Here is a 26302-nt window from a genome sequence, read left to right as displayed (position 1 = left end):
CCCGGCCGCCCTCGTGACGACCGGTCAGTCGGCCAGCAGCTCGCGCAGCTCGGCCAGCTCACCGGCCGTCAGGCCCGAGGCCAGCAGGTACGCCTCGACGGACCCGTGCTGCTCGCGGATCCGGTCCAGCACGCTGTTGAGCAGCTCGGCCTGGACCGGGTTGGAGACCCGCACGTTGCCGTGCTCGTCCAGGTACTCCACCGGCCCCTCGTGCAGGCCGAGCCCCGGGTTGGAGGCCAGGTAGTCGGCCAGCACCTCCTCCTGGGGCACGCCCAGCAGCTCCAGCAGCACCGCGACGGTCACCCCGGTGCCGTCCTTGCCGACCGCGCAGTGCACCAGCGCGGGCAGCGCGCCGGGGGCCAGCAGCCGGCGGATCACCGCCACCAGGGCCGGGCCGCCGGTCTCGGCGAGCAGCAGGTAGATGGCCGGCAGCGGGTCGTTGCGGTGGTTGGTGTCCTGCGGCAGCATCGGCAGGTTGACCAGGTCCAGCTCCAGGTCGTGCAGCGCGGCCGGCCAGTGCGCCACCTCCGCCGGGTCGCGCAGGTCGATCACGGTGCGCAGACCGAGCTTGCCGAGCGCAGCGGCCCCTGCCGGGGTGAGCTGGCTGAGCGTGGCGGAGCGGTAGAGCCGGCCCGGGAGGACCTCGCGGGCGTTGCGCAGCCCGGCTATCTGGAGATCAGTCATGACAGGGACGGTAGCGAGGCGGCCGGGTGAGCGCGAGGACGAATCTGCGCCGCCCGTCCCCCGGCACCCGGTGCATCCGCAGTTCGCTGCTGATCCCCCGCCGTCCGAGCGCCTCGCGCAGCTGCGGCAGGTGCGGGCTGCGCCGGCCCAGGGCGTCGTGCAGCGGGTGCACCAGCACGGTGCCGGCCCGGTCGGTGACCCGGACCAGCTCCGCCAGGGCGGCCAGCTGGGCGGCGGGCGGGAAGAGCTCGGGGTAGGCGAAGAGCAGGTAGGAGCTGAGGGTGAGGGCGAAGCTGCCGTCGGCGAAGGGCAGCGCGGGCAGGGCGGCGGCCACGTAGTCCGCGGGGTGGGCGGCCCGGTCGGCGGCGAACAGCCGGCGGGCCCGGTCCCAACTGCGCAGGTACCGCTCGTACGGGCGGTACCTGGCCGGCTGGTAGCGGTGCGGGGCGGTCGCCATCGCGACGGCCATCGCTCCGCGGGCCCGCTCGGCCCGGTCCAGCAGCTCGGCGGCCGGGCGGGCGTAGACCGGGTCGGCGGCCAGCACCGTGCAGCCCAGCTCGCGGGCCTCGGCCACCAGCGCGGCCGCTCCGCCGGGACAGTCCAGCACCGGGCCGTCCAGCGCCCGCAGCGCGGTGCGGCTGAGGCCGAACAGCGCGCAGTACTCGTCCAGCGGACGGGAGGTGATCAGCACGACCACCAGCCGATCACGGGGCACTCCCGCCCGCATCCGCAGCGCCTGGCCGCCAGGCCCGCCGTCGGGCCGGCGGACCGTCAGCCCGCCAGCAGGCCGCGGGCGGCGGCGCGCGAGACGTTGGTCAGCCAGTGGGTCAGCCGGGCCGAGAAGAAGAGGCACAGCAGCCCGAGCAGGGTGGCGCCGGCCACCTGCCAGAACGAGGCGAGGTAGTAGGAGTGCGAGGCCCCGCTGCCGTCCTGGTACTCCACGAGGCGCAGGCCCGGCCAGCCCACGTAGTGCGGGAAGACCCAGTTGTAGACGGGCAGCAGGGCCAGCGACAGGCCCACCGACCAGAAGACGACGGAGAGGCAGAAGCTGAGCACGTGCCAGGGGAACATCACCACCTGGTAGACCACGGCCTTCCAGCCGGCCGCGTCCCGCAGCGCGGCGGTGATCCGGGGCCAGAAGCCCGGCCCCTTCGGCGTCACCGGGGCGGGCCGGGGCAGCCGCTCCCCCAGCAGCCGGGCGGTCCGCCCGCGCTCCACCGCCCCCAGGCCGCGGGCGCAGGCCAGCAGCAGCGCCAGCACCGGCAGGCCGACCACGGTCACCAGGGTGCCGGCGCCGAGCGCGAACAGGGCCACCACCCAGCCGAAGCCGAGGGTGGCGGTGAACAACGAGCCGGCGACGTACGCGAGTTCCCGGTAGGACTCGCGGGCCCAGGGGCCGCGCCAGAAGGAGGGCGGGTCGTGGTCGTAGTCGCCGAGCTCGGACGCCGTGGTGGAGGTCATGCCACCAATCTGCCCGCTGACCCGGTAGGCCGGAATGGAGCTGCCCGGCGAACCCGGGGTGGGGTTATCCCCCCTCGGGCCAGGGCCGGGGTCAGGCCGGGGACTGCCACTCGTGTTCGAGCAGGGAGTACTGCAGGGCGTCGTGCCAGCTGCCGCGCAGATAGAGGTCGTCGCGGATCCGGCCCTCCAGTTGGAAGCCGGTCTTGCGCAGCACCCGGGCCGAGGCGAGGTTGGCCGGGTCCAGCCGGGCGGCCAGGCGGTGCAGCCCGAGTTCACCGAAACCGAAGTCGCAGAGCAGCCGGGCGATCTCGGTGGCGTAGCCCAGGCCCCAGGCGTCGCGGCGCAGCGCGTACCCGATGAAGGCCGCGCGCTGGCTCTGCGCACCCTCGATGCCGAGCACCGCGTTGCCGAGCGGCACCGCGTCCTCGCCCTCCTCGGTCAGCGTCACGGCGAGCCGGAACACGGTGCGCGGCTCCCGCTCCGCCTCCTCCAGGTAGAGCTGGACCTGGTCGGCACAGTCCTCCCGGTCGCGCGGCTCGAACGGCAGGTATCGGGCGGTCTCCGGGTCGCCGAAGATCGCGTGCAGCGCGTCGATGTCGCGCGGAACGTGGTGGAACTCACGGATCGTCAGCCGTGGCCCGGTGAGCAGGACGGGATGCATGGCAGGTACGGTAACCGCCGCGCGAGCGGTTACCGTACCTGCCATGGACACCGAGGACCTGCGGCTCGCCCCCCGGCCGCACACCGCTGAGCTGCTGCGTTGGGCGACGGAGCAGGGTCAGGAGCAGGTCCCCGAGGGCCCGCTGAACGCGGTGCTGACACTGCTCGAACTGGGTGACGCCAAGTTGTACGACGGCTTCCCGGAGCTCACCTCGGCGCTGCTACAGGAGCTGCTGTACGAAAGGATCCACCTCTACGTCCAGCCGGCCCCCGGCCAGGACCCGCTCGCCTACGGCGCCGCGGTGCGGCTGCTGGTGGACCACCAGCGGGCCGCCAAGCGGCTCAACGCCAAGCGGCAGCAGCGGCTGCACGAGGAGGCCGAGTGGCAGGGCGAACTGCTGGTCGGCCTGCTGCGCCGCCCGCACCTGCTCACCTGGCCCCGGCTGTACGCGCTGCTGCTGTGGCGGCACGGGGTGGACACCGCCGACCTGGCCGCGGTGCGGGCCTGGCTGGACGGCTACCGGGGGCTGGACCAGGAGCAGCGGCTGGACCTGCTGGCCGGGATCGAGGAGCTGGACCAGCCGGACGGGCCCGAGGGCTGGACCGAGGGCGTGCTGCTGGCGATCGGGATGGCCACCGACGGCGGCCGGCTGCTGCTGGAGAACCGGCTGATGCAGCGCAGCTACCGCAACCTGGCCGGCCTGAACGCGCTGGGCCTGCCGATGCCCGAGGAGCTGTCCGGCGACTACCCGGCCTTCGAGGCGGCGGTGCAGGCCGAGGCGCTGCGGCTGCTCGGCGAGTGGACGGTGCCCGGGCTGCCGGAGCTGCTGCTGACGGAGTACCAGGACCTGGCCCCCGAACCGGAGGGGGACCAGGTGGACCAGTACGTGATCGACCGCGGACTGGTCGAGCTGCCCGACCTGGCCGGGTGGGGCGAGCAGTTCGGGGAGCCGGGGGACGCTACAGCGTGACCCCGCCGGCCCGCAGCCAGGCCGCCGGGTCGACCGGGGCGCCGCCGCCGGGGCGGACCTCCAGGTGCAGGTGCGGGCGGGTGGCGCTGCCGGTGGTGCCGACCCGGCCGAGCTCGGCGCCGTCCGCCACCGGCCCGGCCGCGACGGTGATCGAGGCGAGCTGGCAGTACCAGAGTTCGGTGCCGTCGGGCAGGGTCAGGATCACCCGGTAGCCGTGCGCGCCGGACCAGCCGGCCGAGCTGACGGTACCGCCGGCCACCGCGAGCACCGGGGCGCCGGCGGGGGCGGCCAGGTCCAGGCCGGTCTGCAGCTGGGCCCAGGGCGAGGCCTGGGCGGCCACGGTGTAGTCGGCCAGCGGGGCGTGCAGCTCCAGCGGCGCGGTGGCGGGCTGCGCCGGTACGGGATGCACCGACTGGACCGCAGCGGCGGCCGGGACCGGGGCCGGCCGCCCGGCCGGAGCGACCGGCGCGGACGGGACCGAGGCGACCGCCTGGACCGCCTGGACCGGACGGGTCTGCTGCTGGACGGCGCGCTTGGCGGCGGCCTCGTGCGCGGCCTCCAGCCGGGCGGCCTGCTCGGCGGCGGTGCGCTGGTCGGCCTGCTGCTGAATCCGGGCGGCCAGGGCCAGCCCGGGGTCGGCGCTGTCGCCCTGTTCGGCGGCGACCAGGGCGGGCGCCGGAGCGGCGGGTGCGGCGGCGGCCTGCGCGGCGCCGGCGGTGAGGCCGGTGGTGGCCCCCAGCGCGGCGGCCATCGCGGTCACGCCGAGCACCGGGGAGCCGGGGCGGGACTGGCGCGGGAGGCGGTGCCGCAGGGCCTCGTCGGCTGCGGCGGGGTGGTCGAGCAGAGCCGGGGTGTGCGTCGACGCCACGGGGGCGTGCTCCTTTCCTTCCCTCTCGCCTACCGGGTTAGCTGACGGGTTCGGAGTAGGAAGGTCTCCTACGGACCGGCCTGGGCCGGTCCGATTCACCCCAAGGAACGGTGGTTCCCCGGCTCCCGGACCGTTTGTGGGACGGCCCTGTGGATTAGGCGACGGCGCGCGGGTGCCGTGTGGGTACGGCGTTGCCGACCGCGCTGCGTTATTGGAATTTAATCCCAGTGGCCGCCGATTCCAAGCGATGCCCGCGGGATTGTCACAGCCTCACCTTGAGTGTCCGGTTGAGTACACGTACTCAGGTGTCGCGCGCCGGAGTTGGCGAACCTTCAGGCATGACTTCCTCCGTGCGGCCGAGGACCACCTCGGCCTACTACGTCCAAGCCGTCCTCTCCTTCGCGCTGGCCGCCGGCGGCCTGTCGGTGGGGGTCGCCTACCTGCCGGTCAGCGCCTGGATGCGGGCCTTCCTGGCGCTGGGCCTGCTCTACACGGTCACCTCCGCCTTCACCCTGGCCAAGGTGATCCGGGACCGCCAGGAGACCGGCGATCTGGTCAGCCGGGTCGACCAGGCCCGGCTGGAGAAGCTGCTGGCCGAGCACGACCCGTTCCGCACCGACGGCTAGCGCCACCCCTCCGATCCGACCGCTCCGAAGACTTGACGGCTATGGCTATTAGCCATAGCTTTATGGGTGTCGGCAGCAGCCGCCGGCCCCGAAGGTCCGTCAGTCCAGGAGGAAGCCGTGAACACCGTCACCGCCCCGCAGACCCAGTACCTGCAGCTGGCCGGCGGCACCGTCGCCTACGACGACACCGTCGAGGGGACCGGCCACCCGGTGCTGCTGCTGCCCGGGATGCTCGACTCCCGCGCCTACTACCGCCACCTGCGCCCGCTGCTCACCGCGGCCGGCCACCGGGTGATCACCATGGACCTGCGCGGCTTCGGCGACTCCTCGATCGAGTGGGACGACTACAGCCCGGCCACCGCCGCCGCCGACGTGCTGGCGCTGCTGGACCACCTGGGCATCGAGCGGGCCGTGCTGGCCGGCGCCTCCTACACCGGCGCCAGCGTGGTGAAGGCCGCGAGCCTGGCCCCCGAGCGGGTGGCCGGCCTGGTGCTGCTCGACGGCTTCATCGAGAACGTCCCGGCCAACGCCGTCACCCGGTTCATGGTCCGCCTGCTCGGCTCCGCGGTCCTCGCCTTCCCCAAGGTGTGGGGCTACTACCTGAACAAGATGGCCTACCCCGGCGGGGTCACCGAGGAGATCGCCGCCTACAACAAGGGCCTGGAGGACGCGCTGCGCACCCCGGGCCGCAGGCGGGCCACCCGAGGACACGTGCGCGGCGACTCCTCCCCGGTCGGCTGGTGCGAAGGCGTCGAGGTGCCGGCCCTGGTGCTGATGGGCACCAAGGACCCCGACTTCCCGAAGCCGGAGCTGGTGGCGGACCGTCAGGCCCGCGCGCTGAACGGCCGTAAGGTGATGATCGAGGGCGCCGGCCACTACCCGGCCGCCCAGTTCCCGCAGGCCGTCGCCGAGGCCGTGCTCCCCTTCCTGACCGAGGTGGCCTGATGCCCCGAGCCGGACTCAACCCCGATGCCGTGGTCGACCACGCGCTCGCGCTGATCGACGAGCAGGGCCCCGAGGCGCTCACCCTGGCCGGCGTGGCCCAGCTGGCCGGGGTCGCCGCCCCCTCGCTCTACAAGCACGTGCCCGGCGGGCTGGGCGGGCTGCGCCGGCTGGTCGCGGTGCGGGTCACCGAGGAGCTGGCCGAGCGGCTGAGCAGCGCGACCGAGGGGCTGGCGGGCGAGCCGGCGGTGCAGGCCCTGCTGCGGGCCTACCACGGCTACGCACTGGAGCACCCGCAGCGGTACGCCGCCCTGCCGCAGTCGCCGATGGCCGCCGACGAGCAGCTGGCCGGGGCCGCCACCGCGCTGGTCGGGGCGATCTTCAAGGTGGTGGAGGGGTACGGGATCGAGGACTCCGAGGCGGTGCACGCGGTTCGTACCGTGCGGGCGCTGGCGCACGGGTTCGCGGCGCTCAGCATCGGGGGAGCCTTCCAGCTGTCCGAGCAGCTCTCCGTGACCCAGGACCGGCTGATCGCGGTGCTGACCGCCGGGCTGCGCGACTGGCCGACCGGCGGGATGTGACCCACCCCCTGGTGCAACCGGGCGGTCGTCGGATACGACTTGACTCCTGCGCACTGCCGAACCGCTGGAGGGTCCCATGACGCAGCCGAGCACGGTGCACTCCACCGCCGCGATCCCGCGCCAGCGCGCCACCCAGGCCGGGGCGGCCGGCGGCGGCGAGGACCACGGGCACCCGGCGGCCGAGCCGCAGCCGACCGGCTGGGCGGCCCTGCGCCGCAACCTGGCGATCCTGCGCGGCCTGGTCTCGATGCGCAGCGTCCCGGCCCGCCCGCAGCGCGGCCCCGAGGACTGAGGCAGCACCAGGGCCCACGCGCCCGGTCCCGTCCGGCTGCCGGGTGAGGGTCGGATCCCATCGGGGCGGCTGACGGCGGCGGGCGGGGACCGGGCAGCCCAGCCCGGTCCCCGCCCGCCGTCAGGTGAGCCGCGGTCAGTCCTCGCCGCAGTCGTGCAGCGAGATCGCCCACAGGCCGCGGCCGTGGGTGGCCGCGTACAGGCGACCGTCGGGGCCGAGCTTGAGCTGGTCGACGGCGACGGCCGGCAGGTTGCCGACCCGCTTCCAGTCGGTGCGCCCGGCCTGGCGGAACAGCACCCCGGCGTCGGTGGCCACGGCCAGGCCGCCGGACTTGGTGACCACCAGGGAGTCGGCCGGCACGTCCGGCAGGTTCGCCGAGATGTCGTGCCAGTCGGCACCCGCGTCGGTGGACTCGAAGACGTGCCCCACCCCGGCGCCCGGGCCCTCGGTCCAGTGCCGGGAGAAGCCGTTGACGGCCAGGTAGACGTGGGCGGAGTTGTTCGGGTCGACCGCCAGCCCGGACAGGTAGCGGTTCGGCACGGTCGCGTCCACCGGCAGGTTCAGCTGCTGCCAGCCGGTCCCGTCCGCGTTGCCCACCGCGATGCCGCGGGTGAAGCCCTGGTTGTTGCACGGGCCGCACCAGCCGGCGTAGACCTTGCCGCCGGAGGAGGCGACCGCGGTGGCCACGTGGCCAGCACCGAGGTCGAAGGCGCTGGTCCAGGCGGAGGCGTCGCGGATCGCGTACCCCTGGGTCTGGACCCAGAGGTGCCGGCCGCCGGCCACCCAGAGGTTGCCGTTGTGCTGGTCGGCCGCGAGCGGGGCGATGAACCGGGCCCCGTTGCCGCCGAGCGCGTTGTCGGGCGGCGCCACCGAGTAGGTGGTCGGCGCCCCGGTCCCGTCGTTGGCCGCGCAGTTCTGGGTCACGTTGATCGCCAGGTACACGTACTCCTGGGCGATGTTGCAGCCGTTGGCCGGGTCGCTCAGCGTGTCACCGCCGTCGCCGCCGAAGTTGGAGCCCATCACCTTGTCGCCGGGGCGCAGCATCGACTGCCCGTTGTCCTGCAGCCCGCCGGTGATCGCCGGCCCGCGGCCGGCCGGGTCCTGGCCGACGCCGACCGAGTAGTACTCCAGGGTGTCGACCGTGCCGTCGTTGAGCGAGGTCCAGTCGGTGCCGTGGCCCAGCGCGTCCACCTGGCCGTTGACCGGACGCCGGTACAGGCCGCCGTCGTTGCCGGCCAGCACGTAGCTGCGGCCGTTCAACTGACCGACCGCCAGCGCGTGCTGGTCGGGGTGGGTGGTCTGCGGGCAGCTGCCGCTCTGCTTGGACGGGTCACCGCTCCAGCAGGCGAACGGGAAGTTCCAGTACGGTCCGACGGTGTTCCAGTTCGCCCCGGCGTCCTTGGTCTCGAAGACCTCCTCCAGCCCGGCGTACAGGTGGTCCGGGTTGGCCGGGTCCACCTGCAGCGACTGGTCGTACCAGGACTGCGCGCCCGGCGAGTCGTTCGGCCTGGCCAGCGCGGAGCCGCTGCTGGCGAGCTTGGTGTAGTCCGCGATCTTGGTCCACGGGCCGAACGGGGAGCCGGACTTGGAGACGAAGATGCCGGCCAGGCCGCTGTTAGGGTTGCCCGCCAGCATGGCCGGGGACTGGTCGATCGCGTAGTAGCGCGAGCCGTCCGCGGACCGGGCGAAGGTCACCGCGCCGACGTCGGCCGCGTCGGTGGGCAGGTCGCCGAGGCTGGTCAGCGGGTGCCAGGCGCCGTCCGCGCCCTTGGCGTAGAAGCCGTTGGTAGCGTCTCCCGAGCGCCAGCCGACGGCCAGCACCACCTTGGTCGGGTCCTTGGGGTCGATCGCGATGTCGTTGGTCAGGTTCTTGTACGGCGCGCTGGGGTCGTTGGCCAGCGGGCCGCCGGGCAGGTACTGCGGGTTGGGCGCGAACTCCAGGGTCCACGGGCCGCCCAGGTCGGCGGTGGAGTGGCTCCAGACGCCCTTGCTGGTGGCCGCCCAGACCTTGCCGCCGCCGAACCGAAGCTCGTGGATGGTGGTGCTGTCCAGCTCGGCGCCGCCGACCCGGGAGCGGCTGGAGAACGAGCCGTGCTCGGGGTGGTCCAGCACGTAGACCCCGGAGCCCAGGTAGGCGTCGGAGTTGGTGCTGGCCTCACCGGTGCCCAGCCAGAGCCGGCCCCGGTCGTCCAGCGCCAGCGCGCCGGTGGCCTGGGTGGGCAGCTGGTCGCTGATCGGCTCCCAGCGGCCGCCGCCGGTGCTGGAGCGCCAGACCCCGCCGCCGGCGCTGCCCAGGTAGACGTGACCGTTGTTGTCGGCCGCCACCGCGGCGGTCCGCCCGGTGACGTTGCCCATGCCCGCGCTGGAGTTGGAGGAGAGGTCGCGGTAGCGCGGGTCGTCGGAGTTGTAGGTCAGCCCGGTCAGGTGCTGCCAGTGCCCGCCGGTGCCGGGCAGCGCGTTCAGCGCGTTCCAGGCCGAGGTGAAGGCACCCGGGGCGACCACGCCCGGCGAGGTGCGGGCCTCGGCGCGCTGGTCGGCGCCCTCCTGGATCTCGTCGGCCTCACCACCGCCGTCGCCCTTGCCGGCCGCGGTGGCCGCGGTGCCCGGGTGGGCGGTGCTCGGAAGCGGGGCCGAGACGGCTGGTGAGCCGATCAGCCCCAGGGTCGCGGAGATGGCGCAGATCGTGAGCCATCGCCTAGTGCCGTGTACTGCCGACAAGAGAACCTCCCAGTCGAACTTGACCAAGTGCCGGGCGGCACTCGATCACAACTGGGAGGTGGTGTGGACCCGATAGGCCGATTATTTGACTGAATCGTTGTCAGAACGGCGTCAATGGCGGGGCGTCAGTGGTGCTGCCCGCCGAGCCAGAAGAGCAGGTAGAGGAAGCCGCCGAAGAAGTGGGCGGCCGCCATGTAGACGAAGACCCGGACGGCGACCCGGCGGTCGGTCCGCTTGCCGCCGTCGGTGCTGGGCGCGTAGCGGACGGGGTGGTGGGCGGTGCCGGCCATGTCAGTGCACTCCTGTCGACGGGGGGACGGACGGCCGAGGGGACCCCCACGACGGCAGCGGCAGGCACAGGTCGCCGGCCGGGCTCTGCAGCAGGGTGTGGAGGAAGAGCAGTTGCACCCCGCCGGTGCCCTCGGCGGCGAAGCGGTGCGGGGTGAGCGAGTCGAACTGGGCGCTGTCGCCGGGTTCGAGGTGGTACACGGTCTCGCCCAGGGTGAGCCGCAGCCGCCCCTCGGTGACGTGCAGCCACTCCTCCCCGACGTGCACCCGGACCACCGCGTCCTGCAGGCCCGGCGGGATCTGCACCCGCAGCGCCTGCATCGCCATGCCGGGCGCGCCGGCCCGCCGGTAGCCCCAGCCGCCGGTGCGGCTGGGCTCGATCGCGCCGCCGCGCACCACGGGATCGGGCGCGCCCGGGTCCTCGCCGAGTAGGCCGGCCACGGTGGCGCCGTAGAGCCGAGCGAGCGAGAGCAGCACCGGCAGCGAGGGCTGCCGGCGGCCGGTCTCAAGGCGCGACAGATAGGCTGGGGAGAGCCCCGCCCGGCCGGCCGCCGCCTCCAGGGTGAGACGGGCCGCCTGCCGGTGCTCGCGCAGCCGGGCGCCCAGGCCGGGCAGTTCTTCGGCCGGCGGGTCTTCGGTGGTCATGGGACCAGTGCACACTCCTTATGCCTGCCAGGCAACAAATGTGCCTCAGAGGCAAAAGAGGGCCGCACCGTTGGGGTGCGGCCCTCTTCGTGCGCCAGGGGCTGCCCGACGACCGGCTCGCCTACTCGGCGGCCAGGTGCTCGCCGCCGGTCACCGGCGAGCCGCCGATGCTGACGGCGTGCGGCTTGCGCCGGGCCGGCTCGCGGCCGGGCGGCTGGGTGGCCCGCTCCACCGGGGGCGGGGTGACGGTGGGCCGGGAGACCGGCGCGCCGACCGCGACCACCACCTGCTCGGTCTCGTGCTGCACCCGGACCTTGTCGCCCTCGACCAGGGTGTAGGTGGTCTCGTCGTGGGTGATGTCCACCCGCAGCAGGTGGTGGCGCACCCGCATGGAGAAGGCCAGCCGGACCAGGCCGGCGGGCAGCCGGGGCCGGAAGCCGATCACCTCGCCGTAGTCGCGCATCCCGCCGAAGCCGGCCACCAGCGCGATGCAGGCGCCGGCCAGCGAGGCCATGTGCAGGCCGTCGCGGGTGTTGCCGCCCAGGTCGTGCAAGTCCATCAGGGCGGCCTCGGCCATGTAGTCGTAGGCCAGGTCCAGCTGGCCCACCTCGGCCGCCATCACCGCCTGGGTGCAGGCGGACAGCGAGGAGTCACGCACCGTCAGACGCTCGTAGTAGGCGAAGTTGCGGGCCTTCTGCTCGGCGGTGAAGGCGTCGCCGCGGATCTGCATCGCCAGCACCAGGTCGGCCTGCTTGACCACCTGCTTGCGGTACAGGTCGAAGTACGGGAAGTGCAGCAGCAGCGGGTACTTCTCCCGCGGGGTGCCCTCGAAGTCCCAGGCCTGGTGCAGGGTGAAGCCGTCGGCCTGCGGGTGCACGCCGAGCTTCTCGTCGTACGGGATGTACATCGCCTTGGCGGCGTCGCGCCAGGCCGCCGTCTCCTCGGTGTCCACCCCGAGGGCGGCCGCCTCGCGCTGGTGGCGGGTGACCGCGTCGGCGGCGGCGCGCAGGTTGGTCTGCGCCATCAGGTTGGTGAAGACGTTGTTGTCGGCGATCGCGCTGTACTCGTCCGGGCCGGTGACGCCCTCGATCCGGAACTGGCCGACCGCGTCGTGGTGGCCCAGCGAGCGCCACATCCGGGCGGTCTCGACCAGCAGCTCCAGGCCGTAGCTGCGCTCGAACTCCACGTCCCCGGTGGCCCGCACGTACCGGGCGGCGGCCATCGCGATGTCGGCGCCGATGTGGAAGGCCGCGGTGCCGGCCGGCCAGTAGCCCGAGCACTCCTCGCCGCGGATCGTGCGCCACGGGAAGACCGCGCCGGCCAGGCCGAGCTGGGCCGCGCGCTCGCGGGCCAGCGGCAGGGTGGAGTGGCGCCAGCGCAGCGCCTGGGCGACCGCGCCGGGCAGGCAGTAGGTGAGCACCGGCAGCACGAAGGTCTCGGTGTCCCAGAAGCTGTGCCCGTCGTAGCCCGGGCCGGTCAGGCCCTTGGCCGGGATCGCCCGCTCCTCGCTGCGGGCGGCCGCCTGCACCACGTGGAAGAGGGCGAACCGGACCGCCTGCTGCAGCTCGACGTCCCCGTCGATCTCGATGTCGCTGGCCGACCAGAACTGCTCCAGGTACTCCTTCTGCTCGGCCAGCAGGCCGTCCCAACCGGAGTAGCGGGCGGCGGTGATGGCCGCCTCCACCTGGTCGCGCACGGCCGGCAGCGAGCGGGTCGCGGACCAGCCGTAGCCGATGAACTTGGTCATCCGCAGCCGCTCGCCCGGGCGCAGCACCGTGGTGGCGGAGATCCGGGCCTGGTCGTGCCGGGCCTCGGAGGTGACCGAGACGCCGTCGGGGCCCTCGATCACGTGGTCCATCGCGGCGGCGAGGCGCAGGTTGCTGTACCGGGTGTGGTGCACCAGGGTCGCCTTGGTGCCGTGCGCGTGGTGCGCCTCGGCCACCAGCGGGGCCTCCAGCACTGCGGCGGCCCGCGGGTCGCCCTCGCCGCCGACCGGCAGCTGCTCGTTGGCCACCAGCTCGGACTGGACCACGATCCGCACCGGGCCGTCCACCGCCTCGACCTCGTAGTCGACCGCGGCGATCGCCCGCTGGGTGAGCGAGACCAGCCGGGCCGAGCGGATCTTGATGGTGCGTCCGGCCGGCGAGGTCCACTCCGCCTCACGCCGCAGCACGCCCTCGCGGAAGTCCAGCGAGCGGCGGTGGCCGCGCAGCTCGCCGTAGCGCAGGTCGAACGGCTCGTCGTCGACCAGCAGCCGGACCAGCTTGCCGTTGGTCACGTTGATGACGCTCTGCCCGGACTCCGGGTAGCCGTAGCCGCCCTCCGGGTAGGGCAGCGGGCGCAGTTCGAAGACGCCGTTCAGGTAGGTGCCGGGCAGGCCGTGCGGCTCGCCCTCGTCCAGGTTGGCCCGCAGGCCGATGTGGCCGTTGGAGAGTGCGAAGACGGACTCGCTGCGGGCCAGGCCCGCCAAGTCCAGTCGGTGCTCGGTGATGCTCCACGGGTCGACCGCGAAGCCCTCCTGTGCGGTCATTGCGCCGCCCCCTCGATGAGTTCGGACAGGTCGTCCACCACCAGGTCCGCGCCGTTCTCCCGCAGGGCCGCGGCCTGGCCGGTCCGGTTCACCCCGACCACGGCGCCGAAGCCGCCGGCCCGGCCGGAGGCGACCCCGGCCAGCGCGTCCTCGAAGACCGCCGCGTCCTTCGGGTCGGTGCCCAGGGCCTTGGCGGCGGCCAGGTAGGTGTCCGGAGCCGGCTTGCCGGGCAGGCCCTCGCGCTTGGCCGTCTCGCCGTCGACCACCACGTCGAACAGGCCGTCGATGCCGGCGGCCTTGAGCACGTCCCGGCAGTTGGCGCTGGAGGAGACCACCGCCCGGGGCAGGCCGAGCACCCGGAGCCGGTGCAGGTACTCCACCGAACCCGGGTACGGCTGCACCCCCTGCTCCTTGATCAACCGCAGCACCAGTTCGTTCTTGGTGGTGCTCAGGCCGTAGACGGTGCGGGCGCCCGGGGGGTCGGTCGGGCCGCCCTCGGGCAGCTCGATCCCCCGGGAGGCGAGGAAGGTCCGGGTGCCGTCCAGGCGCGGCCGGCCGTCGACGTAGCGGTCGTAGTCGCCGCCCGGGTCGAAGGGCACGAACTCGTCGCCGGTGCGGCGGGCCTCATCCCGCAGGAAGTCGTCGAACATCGACTTCCAAGCGGCGGCATGGACCTTGGCGGTCTGCGTCAGCACACCGTCGAGGTCGAAGAGGAAGGCGCGGATGTGGTCGGGTAGCCCCAGCATGTTTGCAGTCTGGACCAGAAAACCCGTCCTCGGGACCATTCCCGGCGGCGCGTCGTACAGCGTTCAGTCCTGCTTTAGCCCCCCGCAAGCGGGTGACCCCGGCATCACCGGCGGCGAGCCCCTTTGACAGCCGGTTCTGACCTGTCGCCAGCTCGCCCTCTGGTACGGGCCGGGCCGGTCGCCCCGGCCCGGCTCACCCCGACTGGCCGCTGCGGTGCCGCAGTTGCTCGGCCAGCTCGCGCCAGCCGGCCGCGCACTCCAGCGCCAGGTCGGCCACCACCGGCACCAAGTGCGGTGGGATGTTCTGGAGTTCGCGCTCGGTGGCGCTGACCGAGATCAGCCGGCGGTGCAGCCAGAGCAGCAGCGCGCGGCCCTGGTCGGTGAACTTGACCGAGGGGTCGCGGCGCAGCACCCCCAGGCCCGCGAACGCGTCGGAGGCCCGCAGCACCAGCGGGCGCGGCGCCGGCGCCCGGCGCGGGGCGGCGAACGGGCGGGCGGACGGCGGCGGCTGGACCGCACCGGGCAGCCGGCGGTGCGGCTGGGCACGGCCCACCGACGGGCGCAGCGCGGCGCTCCCGTCGCGCGGGGGCGGCACGGTGCCGGGCAGCCGGACCACCGGGGCCGGGGCCGACGCCTCGGCGGCGGGCAGTTCCTCGCCGCGGTCCATCCGGGACCGCACCCCGTGCGCGGTGCCCAGCGAGACGCCGGCTGCCTGGGCGATCTCGCGCAGCGAGGCGCCCGGGCGCTCGCTGAGCACCTGCAGCACCCGGCGCCGCCCCTCGTGCGGATCGACCGGGCGCAGCCGGCCGTCCCGGCCGAGCCGGGCCTTCTGGCCGCCGCCCAGGCCCACCGACCGGCGCCGTATCTCGCCGACCGTCTTGGCCGACAGCCCGGCGCTGCGCGCGATCGAGCGGTCGGACAGCTCCGGGCGGTGGCGCACGATCCGCTCGGCGGCGGCCTTGCGCTCGGCCACCGAGAGCGGCAGGCCGCCCGACTCGGTGCCAGGGCGGGTCTTGCTCTCCACCGCGCGCAGGAAGGCCGCGTCCAAGGTGCCGTCGAAGTACTCCACGGCGATGGTCCGGTCACCCCGCAGTTCGGCGGCGCGCAGCCGGTGCGCGCCGTCGATCACCCGCATGGTGGCGCGGTGCACCAGGATCGGCGGCAACTCGCCGCCGGCCGCGGCGAGCCGGGCCGCGTACCCCTCGTCGACCGGGGTGAAGCGGGGCGAGTCGCCCGGCTGCACCACGTCGAGCGGAATCCGGTAGGGGGTCTCATGGTCCGCGATGGTCATCCGAGCCTCCCCGAGAGCAGCTGCTGCTGCCGAATTACCTGGCCGGTCCGGATTGCCGGCTCAGCGCCACCGGTGATCATTCTTCAGTCCCTTCCAGTGTTTCTCGAGGTGCGGTCGAATACCCTTGGCGCGGCGCCCGCGCCAGCCGGCCCGGACACTTTCCCCCGCGAATTCATCGAGCTCAACGCCCTTGCGCAGCAGCGGGATTCCCCAATTCGGCGGCCCCGCAGTACGCCTTTGGAAACAGTCCACCCCGAATCGGCGGCCGCCCGTCCGGGCGCTACCGTTGCACTCGCACGGCCCGCCCACCCCGGCAAGGAGCTCTCCCCCATGACTTCGCAGCCAGAGCAGGACCTGGTACTGACCCGAAAGCAGGGTCGGGCCGGTCTGATCACTCTCAACCGGCCGGACGCGATCAACGCGCTCAACCACCCGATGGTGCGGGCGATTTCGGCCGTCCTGGCCGAGTGGGAACAGGACCCGCAGGTGGCCACCGTGGTGATCACCGGGGCCGGCGGGCGCGGCCTGTGCGCCGGGGGAGACGTCCGGTTCTTCCACGACGAGGCCCAGCGCGGCGGCGCCGCGGTGCGGGACTTCCTGCGCGACGAGTACCTGCTCAACCACCGGATCGCCCGCTACCCCAAGCCCTACGTCGCGGTGCTGGACGGCCTGGTGCTCGGCGGCGGGGTCGGCGTCTCGGCGCACGGCTCGCTGCGGGTGGTCACCGAGCGGACCCAGGTGGGCATGCCGGAGACGGCGATCGGCTTCGTGCCGGACGTCGGCGGCAGTTGGCTGCTCGCCCAGACCCCCGGCGAGCTGGGCACCCACCTGGCGCTCACCGCCGGGCGGATGACCGCGATGGACGCGCTGTACTGCGGGTTCGCCGACCGCTTCGTGCCCGGCGACCGGATCGCCGAGTTCACCGAGTCGCTGGCCGAGCTGACCCCGGCTGAGGCGGCCCGGGCCTACGCCGAGCCGGCCCGCCCGGGCCCGCTGGCCACCCAGCGGGCCTGGATCGACCGCTGCTACGCGGGCGACACGGTGGAGGAGATCCTGGCCGAGCTGCTGGCGGCCGACCTGCCCGAGGCCAAGGAGGCCGCGGAGCAGATCGCCGCCAAGTCGCCGACCGCGCTCAAGGTGACCCTGGAGGCGCTCCGCCGCACCCGCCAACTGCCCTCGCTGGAGAGCGCGCTGGACCAGGAGTACCGGGTCTCCTGCGCGGCGCTGGCCAACCCGGACTTCGTCGAGGGCATCCGGGCCCAGGTGGTGGACAAGGACCGCACCCCCCACTGGTCCCCCGCCACCCTGGCCCAGGTCGACCGGGCCGCCGTGCTGCGCCACTTCGCGCCGCTGACCGGGGTACCCGAGCTCGGCCTCGGCTGACCGGCGGCGACAGGCACCGGGTGCCCCGCTCCCCCGGGAGGCCAGCCCCGACCCGCGCACGGGTCAGCCCTCGGCGGGCAGCGCGGCAGGGGCCGGCACCGGCCCGGCCAGCAGCAGCGCCGCGCCGGCCGCCGCCAGCGTGGCCAGGCCGCCCAGGCAGAGACCGCTGCGAACGCCCAGGTGGGCAGCCAGCCAACCGACCAGCAGGGCTCCCAGCGGGGTCGACCCTTGCAGGATCAGCGTGTAGAGGCCCAGCACCCGCCCGCGGCTGCCCGGGTCGGTGCCCAGCTGGATGTGGTGGTTGGCGGCCTGGGCGAACCAGATCGCGGCCGCCCCGGTGGGCAGCAGCAGCACCGCGGCCGCCAGGTAGCCGGGCGCCAGGCCGGTGACCGTCTCCAGCAGCCCGAACAACGCGGCCGCGCCGATCACCGTGCGCCCCGAGGGCCGCCCGCGCCGGGCGGTGGTGGCGAGCGCGGCAGCCAGGGAGCCGGCCGCGAAGGCCGTGCTGAGCAGCCCGAAGGACGCGGCGCCGGCGTGGAACACGCTCCTGGCCAGCAGCGGCAGCGTCAGCTGGAAGTTGAAGCCGAACAGGCCCACCCAGCCGCTCAGCCCGATGGCCAGCCGCAGGTCCGGGCGGCCCCGCAGCTCGCCCAGCGTGTCGGCGATCCGCCCGCGCCCGCGCCGGGCCGCCCGGCGAAGCTCGCCGACCCGCATCAGGCGCAGCCCGGCCACGGTGGCCAGGTAGCTGACCGCGTTGAGCGCCATCACCCAGCCGGTGCCGACCGCGGTGATCAGCAGACCGGCCAGCGCCGGACCGACCACCCGGGCCACGTTGAAGTAGGCGGCACTGAGCGCCGAGGCGTTGGGCAGCAGCTCCGGGCCGACCAGCTCGCCGACGAAGGACATCCGGGTCGGCACCTCGACCGCGTTCACGGTGCCGAGCAGCACCGCGAAGCAGAGCACCTGCCAGAACCGGACCGCGTGGCCCAGGGTGGGCAGCGCGAGGCCTGCGGCCAGCACTCCGGAGCACAGGTTGCAGGCCGTCAGCAGCGTCCGCTTGTCGTGGCGGTCGGCCAGCCGGCCGCCGTACAGGGTCAGCAGCAGCGGTGCGAACTGCAGCGCGGTCACCGCCGCAAGGGCGGTGCCGGAGTTGTCGGTCAGGGTCAGGACCAGCCAGTCCTGGGCCACCACCATCATCCAGGTGCCCGCCGCCGAGAGCACCTGGCCACCCGCGAAGAGGCGGAAGTTGCGCACCGCGAGCGAGCGGAAGGTGGTGTGCAGGGCGGCGGTGAGCGTCTTCGCCATGGTGCGCTGCCGGTCCCCGGTCAGGAGGCCGCGACGAGCGGGCGCGCCGCCGGCGCGGCCTCGGCCCGCACCAGGCAGTCCTCGAAGAAGGCGAGCGCCCGCAGGTGGTAGGCACGGGCCGCCCAGCCGAGGCTGATGTTGTGTCCGGCGTCCGGCTGGTGGTCGGTCACCACCCGTGGTGCGCCGGTGAACTGACCGGCCATCCTGGCCACCGCCGCCTCGTCGTGGTGCCACCAGCCCTCGTGCTCCGCGAAGGTGAGCCGGACCGGCACCCGCACCCGCGGGGCCAGCTCGCGGAAGGCCTGCGGCCAGCGGGCGGCCTCCGCCCGTTCGCGCTGCGGCATCGGGGCGACGATCGCGCCGCTGCTGCGGAAGGTTCCCGGCGGGTAGAGCCGCAGCGGGCCCCAGTGGCGGTGCCGCTGCCCCGGCGCGTGCACGTTCGCCAGTCCGTCGGGCGCCACCGCGAACTCCTGCCCGCAGCCGGAGACGTCCAGCCCGCGCAGCGAGGCCGGCGGCCGGTCGGCCGCCAGGGTCAGCGCCACCTTGCCGCCGTAGGAGTGCGCCAGCAGCAGCAGGCCGGCGCCGGTGTCGTGGCGGGCCGCGAAGCCGTCCAACGCCGCGCCGAGCACGGCCGCCTGGTCGGCGATCAGCTGCCCGTGCGGGAGCCGGTCGGCCGACCCCCGGTAGCCGGGGCGGTCGACGGCCAGCACGGTGAAGCCCAGGCCGGCCCCCAGGGTGAGCAGCGAGGCGCCGGGGTGGGCCGGGCCGTCGAAGTAGCCCGCGGTCATGCCGCCGCCGTGCAGCGCGACCACCACCGCGCGCGGCGGCTGCTCGGGCTCGCTGAGCAGCGCGGACAGGGCGCCCCCGGGGGCGTCCAGGGTGATCGGTCGGACGGCGGCTGCGGTCATCGGGTCCTCCGTGAAGGGGCGGGTCGGTCAGTCGGTGTCGGGCGGGCCGGGCGAGTCGGACGGACCGGGCGAGTCGGACGGGCCGGGCGGCTGGACGAGGAAGCAGGGCAGCAGCAGCCGCCACAGGGCCGCGACGGTGTCCTCGGCGAGCCACTGGTCGTCGTCCCGGCCGAGCACCTGCAGGCCGGTGCTGGCCGCCATCAGGAGCTGGCAGACGGCCTGCTGGCTGACCCGCAGGTCGATCAGCCCGGCGGCCACCGACTCGGCGACCAGTTGCTGGAGGTAGGCCTGCCAGCACTGGCGCAGGGTCGGCCGCGACCCGCCGGCGAGCTCGCAGCTGAGTTGGAAGCCGGAGCGCACCGTCGCGTCCGCGCGGAACAGCTGCGCGAAGGCGACGAAGGTGCCGGCCAGCACCTGCAGCGGATCGCCGCCCTGCTGCTGGACCCGCAGGGCCGCGGCGCGCAGGGTGAGCGCGGCCTCCTCCTCCACCGACCGGGCCAGCGCGGCCTTGTTGACGAAGTGGAAGTGCAGCGCTCCCGAGCTCACCCCGGCCGCGGCGCTGATCTCGGCCATCCGGGCCTGGCCGAAGCCGTGCCGGTCGAAGGCCTCCGCCGCCGAGCGGATCAGCTCGCGGCGGGTGCGTTCGGCGCGTTCCTGTTTGGACACCAGGGCCTCCAAGGGACGGCTGCGCGGGGTCGGGCGCAGGCCGGTTCGTGCGGTCTGTCGTGACGGTGTCCGGAGCACAGGGTCAGCTCTGGTCCGCACTGAGTATAAAACCAACCGCCTTGTTTTTGTCGCCACTGCACGCAACTTCTCCCGGTCGGGCAACCAGCGGCAGGCAGTGAACCGAAGGCCAACCCGTAGCCCTTCCGGGTGGTTTGCCCCGCAACCAGTACTCCACAGTTGACATACCGACCCGTCGGTTTATAGCCTCCGAGCACTGGTCGATTCACGGGGGAACCCCCGCCGAGCGAGGCAGTCGTCGGACCGTCAACGCCCGGACATGGGAAGTGAGATTCGGTATGGACATCGAGGTACTGGGACCGCTCAACATCACCCAGCAGGGCCGTTCGGTGGTGCCCACCGCCGGCAAGCCGCGCCAGTTGCTCGCCCTGCTCGCGCTGCGCAGCGGCCGGGTGGTCTCGGTCCCGGCGCTGATCGAGGAGGTCTGGGGCGAGGACATCCCCAGGAGCGCCGCCGCCACGCTGCAGACGTACATCATGAAGCTGCGCCGCAACATCGACGAGGTGATGGACGGTGAGCTGCCCGGCGGGCAGCTGACGGACCGCCGGGCCGGAGCCAAGGAGGTGCTGGTCACCCAGTACGGCGGCTACGTGCTGCACCCCGGCCCGGGCCGCAACGACATCCGCGAGTTCCGGGCGCTGGCCGCCCGCGGCGGCCTGAGCCTGGAGATGGGCGACGCCCGCAGCGCCTCCCTGCTGCTGCGCCAGGCACTGGAGCTGTGGCGCGGCGCGGCCCTGGAGAACGTCCCGCGCGGGCCGATCCTGGACCTGGAGATCACCGCCCTGGAGGAGGACCGGCTCGGCGTGCTGCGCCAGCGGATCGACGCCGACCTGCGGCTGGAGCGGCACACCCTGCTGATCGCCGAACTGGGTGTGCTGGTGCGGCGCTACCCGCTGGACGAGAACTTCTGCGCCCAGTACATGCAGGCGCTCTACCGCTCCGGCAGCCCGTGGCGGGCGCTGGAGTCCTACCAGGTGCTCCGCCGCGCCCTGGTCGACCAACTGGGCGTGGAGCCCTCGGCCCGGCTGCGCGACCTGCAGCGGGCGATGCTGGCCGGCGAGGCCGACCCGGCCGAGCACACCGCCTTCGCACACCGGCCGCAGCAGCTGGCGGGCTGAGCCGGGCGCCTGAGGTCCTGTCCGATCCCTCGGACAGGACCTCACGGCGTTCCGCCGGGCCGATCCGGCCGACGCCGCGGCCACGCACCCGGACCGGGCCGATCGGCTCAGCCGACGGTCAGGACCACCTTGCCGCGCACGTGCCCGGTCTCCACCTCGCGGTGCGCGGCAGCCGCCTCGGCCAGCGGGTAGGCGGCGGCGATCGGTATCACCAGCCGGCCGTCCGCGACCTGCTCGGCGATCATGCGCAGGGTAGCCGCCGAGCGGACCCCGCGCAGGCGCCGGACCCCGAACTGCTCGGCCAGCTGCTGGTCGACGATGGTACCGATCCGGTCCCGCTCCTCGACCAGCGCCACCGAGACGGCGATCGCCTCCCCGCCGATGCAGTCGAAGGCCGCGTCCACCCCGCCGGGCGCCAGCTCACGAACCCGCTCCTCCAGCCCCGGCCCGTAGCTGACCGGAACCGCGCCGAGCGAGCGCAGGTACGCGTGGTTGCGCTCGCTCGCGGTACCGATCACGGTGGCCCCGCGCTGCACGGCCAGCTGCACCGCGACCGTGCCGACCCCGCCGGCCGCCGCGTGCACCAGCAGCGTCTCGCCGGCGGCCACCTTCAGCTCCTCCAGCGAGTTGTGCGCGGTCTGGCCCACCGCCGACAGCGCGCCCGCCGGCTCCCAGCCGAGGGCGGCCGGCTTGGCGGTCAGCTGGTCCGCCGGCACCGCCAGCGACTCGGTGTAGGCGTTCGCCGAGGCGAAGCCGATCACCTCGTCGCCGACGGCGAAGTCCGTCACGCCCGGGCCGACCGCGTCGACCACGCCGGCGAACTCGTTGCCCAGGGTGCGCAGGCCGGCGGCCGGCTGCCCGCCGGAGAACTCACCGCGCCGGATCTTGCAGTCGATCGGGTTGACGCCCGCGGCGCGGACCCGGACCCGCACCTCGCCCTGGCCGGCCACCGGCTCGGGCAGTTCGGCCAGCTGGAGCACCTCGGCCCCGCCGTACCGCTCGAACACCACTGCTTGCACCAACGTCGGCGCTCCTTACGGTCGAGCCGGCCCGGGTCGGGCCGGCGTGCTGTTGGTCGGGGCTTGTTGTCGGTCGGGGTCCGGCGACGGCCGGCGACCGAAGGACCGCCGGCCGCCGGGAATGCCGGCGGCCGAAGATCCTCAAGGGGTGTCTACCAGGTCAGTGGGCGGCCGCGGACGGCTTCCAGTCGGTGGCCACCAGCCAGTCCCGCAGGGTGGACAGCCCCGGGTGCTCGGCCCGCAGGGCCGGGATGTCGGCCCGGAAGCCCTCCCGGTTGAAGAACGCGAACATCGCGCCCAGCTCGGCGTTGAAGCTGGCCAGCTGCTCGACCGGAAGCGACCGGAAGCTGGTCGGGGTGGCGGTGAAGTCCGCGAAGACCTCGGCGATCTCGGCGCCGGTCAGCTCGTCGCCGGACAGTTCGACGGTGCGGCCCAGGAACTCGGCCGGCCGGTCGAAGGCCTCGGCGGCGAAGAAGCCGATGTCCTTGGTGGCGACCATCTGCAGCCGGGTCTGCGGCTCCAGCGCCTGGGTGAGCACCAGGTTGCCCGCGTCGTCCGGGGACGGGCCGAAGAAGGCGAAGTTGTCGATGAAGAAGGCCGGGCGCAGCACGGTCAGCGGCAGGCCGAGCCCGGTCAGGAACTGCTCGACCCGGGCCTTGCTGTCGAAGTGCGGAACGGTGCCGGCCCGGTCGGCCGCACCGACCGAGGAGTACACGAAGTGCTGGACCCCGGCCTCCTTGGCCAGCTCGGCGAGCGAGCGGGCCTGGCGCTGCTCGGCCTCCACCCCGCCCTCGCCGAGGAAGGTCTGCACGCTGAAGACGCCGTACGCGCCGGCCAGCGCGGCGCGCACCGATTCGGCGTCGTCCAGGTCGCCGGGCACCAGGGTGGCGCCCAGCTCGGCGAGCGCCTGCGCGGCCGGCTTGGCGGCGTCGCGCACCAGCGCGCGCACGGCCCAGCCGCGGCTGAGCAGTTCGCGGGCGACCGCGCCGCCCTGCTGGCCGGTGCCGCCGGTCACCAGGATCCACTTCTGGTCGGTCATGAGGTACCTCTCGTCTTTCGTTCGGATGGCTCGGGGGTTCACAGGGGTCGACGGTCCGTCTGCTGACGGGGATTCAGGCCACCTCGGCGAAGGCCGCGGTGGCGTAGGCGGCGCCGGCGGTGTCGAACTGCAGGCCGACGTGGCCGGCGGCGCAGTGCACGTCCCGCCAGGCCCGCTGCACCAGACCGGTCTCGGCCTGGCCGCGGGCGCCCTCGGCGCGGAACAGCCGCTCCACGGCGCCGACCAGCAGGTCGACGGCGAGGGCGTAGTCGCGGGCGCCACGGGTGATCACCGCCGGGGTCAGCTCGCCCTCGTCGCCGAGCCGGGCGACCCGGTCCAGCAACAGCGCGGCGGCGTCGACCTCGCCGGCCGAGCGGGCCAGCACCAGCTGCACCGTGCTGAGTTCGGGGAACGGACGGCCGGTCAGGTCGCTGCGGCGGGCCATGTTCGCGGTCCAGGCGCGCAGTGCGCCGCGGGCGGCGCCGAGGGCGGGCGCGGCGAAGGTGAGCCCGCCGAAGGCGCGGATCGGTGCGGTGTGGCAGCGCGCTGCGGAGCCGACCGCCCGGCCCTCCTGCATGGCCGAGCGCAGGAAGGAGCGGTACTCCGGCACGAAGGCCCGGTCCAGCACCAGGGTGTTGCTGCCGGTACCGCGCATGCCGACGTTGAACCAGGTCTGCTGGATCGCGAAGTCGGCGCGCGGCACCGCGAAGAACCGCGGGCCACCCGGCTCACCGGGGGCGGGCAGGCCGCAGACCAGCGCCCAGTCGGCGTGGTCCACCCCGCTGGTGAACGGCCAGGCGCCGGTCACCAGCCAGCCGCCCGCCGCCTTCTCGACGGTGCCGCCGGGGATCAGTGCCCCGACCACCAGCACGTCGGGTCCCTGCGCCCACAGCTCGGCCTGGCCCTGCTCCGGCAGGTAGACGCCCATCCGGGCGGCGCTGGAGTAGACCCCGGCGCACCAGGCGGCGGAGGCGCAGCCCTCGCCGATCGCGGCGACGGCCTCGGTCAGGTCGGTGAAACTGCCGTCGGCGCCGCCCCAGCGGGACGGGACGAAGTGCCGGGCCAGGCCGCTCGCCACCAGCGCCGAGACGACCTCGGGGGCGAGCTTGCGGGCGGCTTCGCTGTCGTCGGCGTGCTTGGCCGCGATCGCGGCGGCCGCCCGGGCGGCGGCGGGCAGGGAGTCGCTCATGGGATCACCTCGGGTTGGTGGCGGGCTGCGGGCAGCCGGTCGGCGTCAGGGGATCGGCGTCAGGGGGTCTGGGTCTGCACGCTGACCGAGTGCACGGTCAGGTCGACGCCCTGGCCCCAGAGCCGGTCCTGCGGCTGGGAGCCGGGGTCGGCGAAGGTCTGCGCGGTGGGCCGGCCCTGCTGCGTCGAGTAGTAGTAGTTCGGGCTGCTGTCCAGCTGCACCAGGCCCCGGCCGTCGGAGCCGGCGCCGTCCAGCAGGGTGAACATGCCGACGCCGCAGTTCAGCTGACGCGGGAACACCTGCTGCTCGGTGCCGCCGTGGTCCAGCAGCATGTACTGGCGGGGCAGCGCCCGGGTACCGATCTTGTCCACCGAGAGCACCGGGCTGCCGTCCAGCAGCCAGGTCACCTTGCCGGCGTCGCGGTCCAGGGTGACCTTGAAGTGGTCGCTGCGGCCGGGCCAGCGCTGGGCCACCGGCACCGCGTAGGAGTAGGACGCGTAGCTGGTGTTCGGCATCCGCAGGCGCTCGTAGAACGCGTACACGGTGGTGTTGGTGACGAAGAAGTCGAAGATCGACGAGGTCTCCGAGTCGGTGGCCATCGCCACGCCGGAACCCAGCCGCGGGTCGCCCGCCGCGGTGTACGAGTCGATGCCGAAGGGGTTGCGGCCGGTGCCGGTGGTGCGCACGGCCATGTCGGTGTCGCAGCTGACCGAGCCGCCGGCCGGCGCGTCGAACCCGGGGTAGCCGGCGCTCGAGGTGTGGGTGGTCATGGTGACGAACTTGAGCTGGTCGCGCGACCCGCTGCCGCCGGCCGTCTGCTGGCCGGTGGTGTAGACGAAGGCGGGCTGGCCGGTGGCCGGGTTGGTCCCGGTGGGCACCACGCTCAGGCCGGCCGCCGAGGTGGTGGGGATGCCGTCGCCGCCGGGCAGGTTCCCGGTCGGCACAGTGAACCACTTGGCGCCCGTGCCCGAGCTCTGGAAGCCGTTGCTGAAGTCGTCCCAGACCACGGTGCTGGTGCCCGAGCCGGCCGCGAACGCGGTGGACGGCATGACGGTGGCCATGACGATGGCGCCGACCGCGGCCAGCGCCGCGAGGGTCCGCTGTCTCATCAGTACTCGTTTCCTCCCGTTGGCGGCAGCCCACCCAGCGGGCTGCCGGCGTGGAGCCCCAGGTTTCCGGGAGCGGCTGGACCGGCCCTCGCACCCGGCTGGAGCCGCCCGGTCCGCCCGCCCGGTCCAGCCGGGCTCGATCCGTCGCGGCGACAATGCGCCCCATCCGTCGATACCGCGCAGGAGGAACCGTTGGACACCCGTCAGACGCCGCAGCAGAACCGGCTCGCGCCGCCGGGAAGGATCGAGGAGGTGGCCGCGGGTGTCTTCGGCTACATCCAGCCGGACGGCGGCTGGTGCCTCAACAACGCCGGCATCATCACCAGCGGCGGCCGGAGCGCGCTGATCGACAGCGCGGCCACCGTGGCCCGGGCCCGGGCGCTGCGCGACAGCGCCGTCGCCGTGGCCGGCCGGGCGCCGCAGTGGCTGGTCAACACCCACTTCCACGGCGACCACACCTTCGGCAACTGCGTCTTCGCCGACGAGGCGGTGATCATCGCGCACGAGCGAACCCGCGAGGAGGTGCTGGCCGCGGGCCTGCACCTGCAGGGCCTGTGGCCCGAGGTGGCATGGGGCGAGGTCACGGTCGCCGCGCCCTCGGTCACCTTCCGCGACCAGCTGACCCTGCACGTCGGCGACATCCGGGCCGAGCTTCGGTACTACGGGCCCGCGCACACCACCAACGACACGGTGGTCTGGCTGCCGGACTCCTCGGTGCTGTTCACCGGGGACCTGGTGATGGCCGGGGTGACGCCGTTCTGCCCGATGGGCTCGGTATCGGGCTCGCTGGAGGTGATCGAGCAGTTGCGCGCGCTGGGCGCCCGAACGGTGGTGACCGGGCACGGGCCGGTGGCCGGCCCCGAGGTCTTCGACGTGTCGGTCGACTACCTGCGCTGGGTGCAGCAGCTGGCCGCCGACGGGATCGCCGCCGGGCTGACCCCGCTTCAGGTGGCGGCCGAGACCGAGCTGGGCCGGTTCGCCGACCTGCTGGACAGCGAGCGCCTGGTGCCCAACCTGCACCGGGCCTACGCGGAGGCGCAGGGTGCCGCACCGGGCGATCCGCTGGACATCGGCGCGCTGTTCGGCGAGATGATCGAGCACCACGGCGGCCTGCCGCGCTGCCGGGCCTGACGCCGCGTCGGGCCGGTCGCCGGTCCCGACGTGCCGAGGAGCGGCCGTACCCCG

The 26302-nt window shown here is 74.1% G+C and carries 26 protein-coding genes and 1 riboswitch; of the genes, 8 read left to right on the top strand and 18 right to left on the bottom strand.

The genetic code is table 11. The annotated features are described in order from the left end of the window. Positions 1-24 precede the first annotated feature (24 nt). From C7C46_RS08680 to C7C46_RS08665, 4 genes are all read right to left on the bottom strand, one after another. Positions 25-684, bottom strand: a complete 660-nt coding sequence (locus tag C7C46_RS08680) for a tyrosine-protein phosphatase (protein ID WP_110667435.1) — start codon at positions 682-684, stop codon at positions 25-27. Then, on the bottom strand, positions 677-1399 hold the full coding sequence (locus C7C46_RS08675; protein WP_110667433.1) for a hypothetical protein: 723 nt from the start codon (positions 1397-1399) through the stop codon (positions 677-679). The genes C7C46_RS08680 and C7C46_RS08675 overlap by 8 nt, the downstream gene beginning before the upstream one ends. A 56-nt stretch (positions 1400-1455) precedes the next feature. Next, positions 1456-2145, bottom strand: coding sequence for a sensor domain-containing protein (locus C7C46_RS08670; protein WP_110667431.1), 690 nt, complete (start codon positions 2143-2145; stop codon positions 1456-1458). Between the two features lie 91 nt (positions 2146-2236). Further along, positions 2237-2806, bottom strand: coding sequence for a GNAT family N-acetyltransferase (locus C7C46_RS08665; RefSeq protein ID WP_181442259.1), 570 nt, complete (start codon positions 2804-2806; stop codon positions 2237-2239). A gap of 43 nt (positions 2807-2849) precedes the next feature. On the opposite strand from C7C46_RS08665, the gene C7C46_RS08660 reads away from it, so the two are divergent. Beyond that, a complete protein-coding gene (locus C7C46_RS08660) occupies positions 2850-3776 on the top strand; it encodes a hypothetical protein (RefSeq protein WP_110667428.1) in 927 nt (308 codons plus the stop codon). Here the strand turns inward: C7C46_RS08660 and C7C46_RS08655 are convergent. After that, a complete protein-coding gene (locus C7C46_RS08655; RefSeq protein ID WP_110667426.1) occupies positions 3766-4644 on the bottom strand; it encodes a M23 family metallopeptidase in 879 nt (292 codons plus the stop codon). The genes C7C46_RS08660 and C7C46_RS08655 overlap by 11 nt on opposite strands. Before the next feature lie 11 nt (positions 4645-4655). Next, positions 4656-4801, bottom strand: a riboswitch (cyclic di-AMP (ydaO/yuaA leader). 181 nt (positions 4802-4982) lie between these two features. Here C7C46_RS08655 and C7C46_RS08650 point away from each other — a divergent pair. The 4 genes from C7C46_RS08650 (at position 4983) to C7C46_RS08635 (ending at position 7085) form a co-directional block, all read left to right on the top strand. Next, positions 4983-5270 (top strand): YiaA/YiaB family inner membrane protein, encoded by a 288-nt coding sequence (locus tag C7C46_RS08650; protein ID WP_110667424.1) that lies wholly within the window; start codon positions 4983-4985, stop codon positions 5268-5270. A gap of 117 nt (positions 5271-5387) precedes the next feature. Further along, a complete protein-coding gene (locus C7C46_RS08645; protein WP_110667422.1) occupies positions 5388-6215 on the top strand; it encodes an alpha/beta fold hydrolase in 828 nt (275 codons plus the stop codon). After that, positions 6215-6793 (top strand): TetR/AcrR family transcriptional regulator, encoded by a 579-nt coding sequence (locus C7C46_RS08640; protein WP_110667420.1) that lies wholly within the window; start codon positions 6215-6217, stop codon positions 6791-6793. The genes C7C46_RS08645 and C7C46_RS08640 overlap by 1 nt, the downstream gene beginning before the upstream one ends. A 76-nt stretch (positions 6794-6869) precedes the next feature. Next, positions 6870-7085, top strand: coding sequence for a hypothetical protein (locus C7C46_RS08635; protein WP_110667418.1), 216 nt, complete (start codon positions 6870-6872; stop codon positions 7083-7085). Between the two features lie 135 nt (positions 7086-7220). On the opposite strand, the gene C7C46_RS08630 is transcribed toward C7C46_RS08635, so the two are convergent. The 6 genes from C7C46_RS08630 to C7C46_RS08610 form a co-directional block, all read right to left on the bottom strand. Further along, positions 7221-9803 carry a WD40/YVTN/BNR-like repeat-containing protein gene (locus tag C7C46_RS08630; protein ID WP_110667466.1) on the bottom strand — a complete coding sequence of 861 codons (2583 nt, stop codon included), beginning with the start codon at positions 9801-9803 and terminating at the stop codon, positions 7221-7223. A 125-nt stretch (positions 9804-9928) separates the two neighbouring features. Continuing rightward, positions 9929-10093: a DUF6126 family protein gene (locus C7C46_RS34870; protein WP_181442258.1), complete on the bottom strand. Its 165-nt coding sequence runs from the start codon at positions 10091-10093 to the stop codon at positions 9929-9931. 1 nt (position 10094) lies between these two features. Beyond that, positions 10095-10736: a helix-turn-helix domain-containing protein gene (locus C7C46_RS08625; protein WP_110667416.1), complete on the bottom strand. Its 642-nt coding sequence runs from the start codon at positions 10734-10736 to the stop codon at positions 10095-10097. A gap of 121 nt (positions 10737-10857) precedes the next feature. After that, entirely contained in the window at positions 10858-13266 is a 2409-nt protein-coding gene (locus tag C7C46_RS08620) for a glycoside hydrolase family 65 protein (RefSeq protein ID WP_110667413.1), read from the bottom strand. Continuing rightward, positions 13263-14012: an HAD family hydrolase gene (locus C7C46_RS08615; RefSeq protein WP_181442257.1), complete on the bottom strand. Its 750-nt coding sequence runs from the start codon at positions 14010-14012 to the stop codon at positions 13263-13265. Before C7C46_RS08615 ends, C7C46_RS08620 begins: the two co-directional genes overlap by 4 nt. Before the next feature lie 193 nt (positions 14013-14205). Further along, positions 14206-15303 (bottom strand): ParB and winged helix-turn-helix domain-containing protein, encoded by a 1098-nt coding sequence (locus C7C46_RS08610; RefSeq protein WP_110667411.1) that lies wholly within the window; start codon positions 15301-15303, stop codon positions 14206-14208. A gap of 330 nt (positions 15304-15633) precedes the next feature. Here C7C46_RS08610 and C7C46_RS08605 point away from each other — a divergent pair, with 330 nt between their 5' ends. Further along, entirely contained in the window at positions 15634-16686 is a 1053-nt protein-coding gene (locus tag C7C46_RS08605; protein ID WP_110667409.1) for an enoyl-CoA hydratase/isomerase family protein, read from the top strand. A 63-nt stretch (positions 16687-16749) separates the two neighbouring features. Here C7C46_RS08605 and C7C46_RS08600 read toward each other — a convergent pair whose 3' ends face one another. The 3 genes from C7C46_RS08600 to C7C46_RS36310 are packed head-to-tail and all read right to left on the bottom strand — an operon-like array spanning position 16750 to position 19565. Then, a complete protein-coding gene (locus C7C46_RS08600) occupies positions 16750-17991 on the bottom strand; it encodes an MFS transporter (RefSeq protein ID WP_181442256.1) in 1242 nt (413 codons plus the stop codon). A 20-nt stretch (positions 17992-18011) separates the two neighbouring features. Continuing rightward, the gene (locus C7C46_RS08595) at positions 18012-18899 is read right to left on the bottom strand and encodes an alpha/beta hydrolase (RefSeq protein WP_110667407.1); all 888 of its coding nucleotides are present in this window, start codon (positions 18897-18899) and stop codon (positions 18012-18014) included. Positions 18900-18926: 27 nt separating this feature from the next. Beyond that, a complete protein-coding gene (locus tag C7C46_RS36310; RefSeq protein ID WP_245984298.1) occupies positions 18927-19565 on the bottom strand; it encodes a ScbR family autoregulator-binding transcription factor in 639 nt (212 codons plus the stop codon). Positions 19566-19921: 356 nt separating this feature from the next. On the opposite strand from C7C46_RS36310, the gene C7C46_RS08585 reads away from it, so the two are divergent. After that, complete coding sequence (locus tag C7C46_RS08585) at positions 19922-20761, top strand: AfsR/SARP family transcriptional regulator (RefSeq protein ID WP_110667405.1); 840 nt, start codon at positions 19922-19924, stop codon at positions 20759-20761. Positions 20762-20868: 107 nt separating this feature from the next. Here the strand turns inward: C7C46_RS08585 and C7C46_RS08580 are convergent, their stop codons facing one another. From C7C46_RS08580 to C7C46_RS08565, 4 genes are all read right to left on the bottom strand, one after another. Continuing rightward, positions 20869-21783 carry an NADP-dependent oxidoreductase gene (locus C7C46_RS08580; RefSeq protein ID WP_110667403.1) on the bottom strand — a complete coding sequence of 305 codons (915 nt, stop codon included), beginning with the start codon at positions 21781-21783 and terminating at the stop codon, positions 20869-20871. A gap of 157 nt (positions 21784-21940) precedes the next feature. After that, entirely contained in the window at positions 21941-22819 is an 879-nt protein-coding gene (locus C7C46_RS08575; RefSeq protein ID WP_110667401.1) for an NmrA/HSCARG family protein, read from the bottom strand. 73 nt (positions 22820-22892) lie between these two features. After that, complete coding sequence (locus C7C46_RS08570; protein ID WP_110667399.1) at positions 22893-24008, bottom strand: acyl-CoA dehydrogenase family protein; 1116 nt, start codon at positions 24006-24008, stop codon at positions 22893-22895. A gap of 59 nt (positions 24009-24067) precedes the next feature. After that, positions 24068-25117: a DUF6081 family protein gene (locus tag C7C46_RS08565; protein ID WP_110667397.1), complete on the bottom strand. Its 1050-nt coding sequence runs from the start codon at positions 25115-25117 to the stop codon at positions 24068-24070. Positions 25118-25309: 192 nt separating this feature from the next. Here C7C46_RS08565 and C7C46_RS08560 point away from each other — a divergent pair, with 192 nt between their 5' ends. After that, a complete protein-coding gene (locus C7C46_RS08560) occupies positions 25310-26248 on the top strand; it encodes an MBL fold metallo-hydrolase (RefSeq protein WP_220040581.1) in 939 nt (312 codons plus the stop codon). The last annotated feature ends 54 nt before the right edge of the window (positions 26249-26302 follow it).

Origin of the sequence: Streptomyces tateyamensis (assembly GCF_003205575.1) — a bacterium.
Lineage (GTDB): Bacteria > Actinomycetota > Actinomycetes > Streptomycetales > Streptomycetaceae > Kitasatospora > Kitasatospora tateyamensis.
This window is presented reverse-complemented; position numbering and strand designations above follow the sequence as displayed.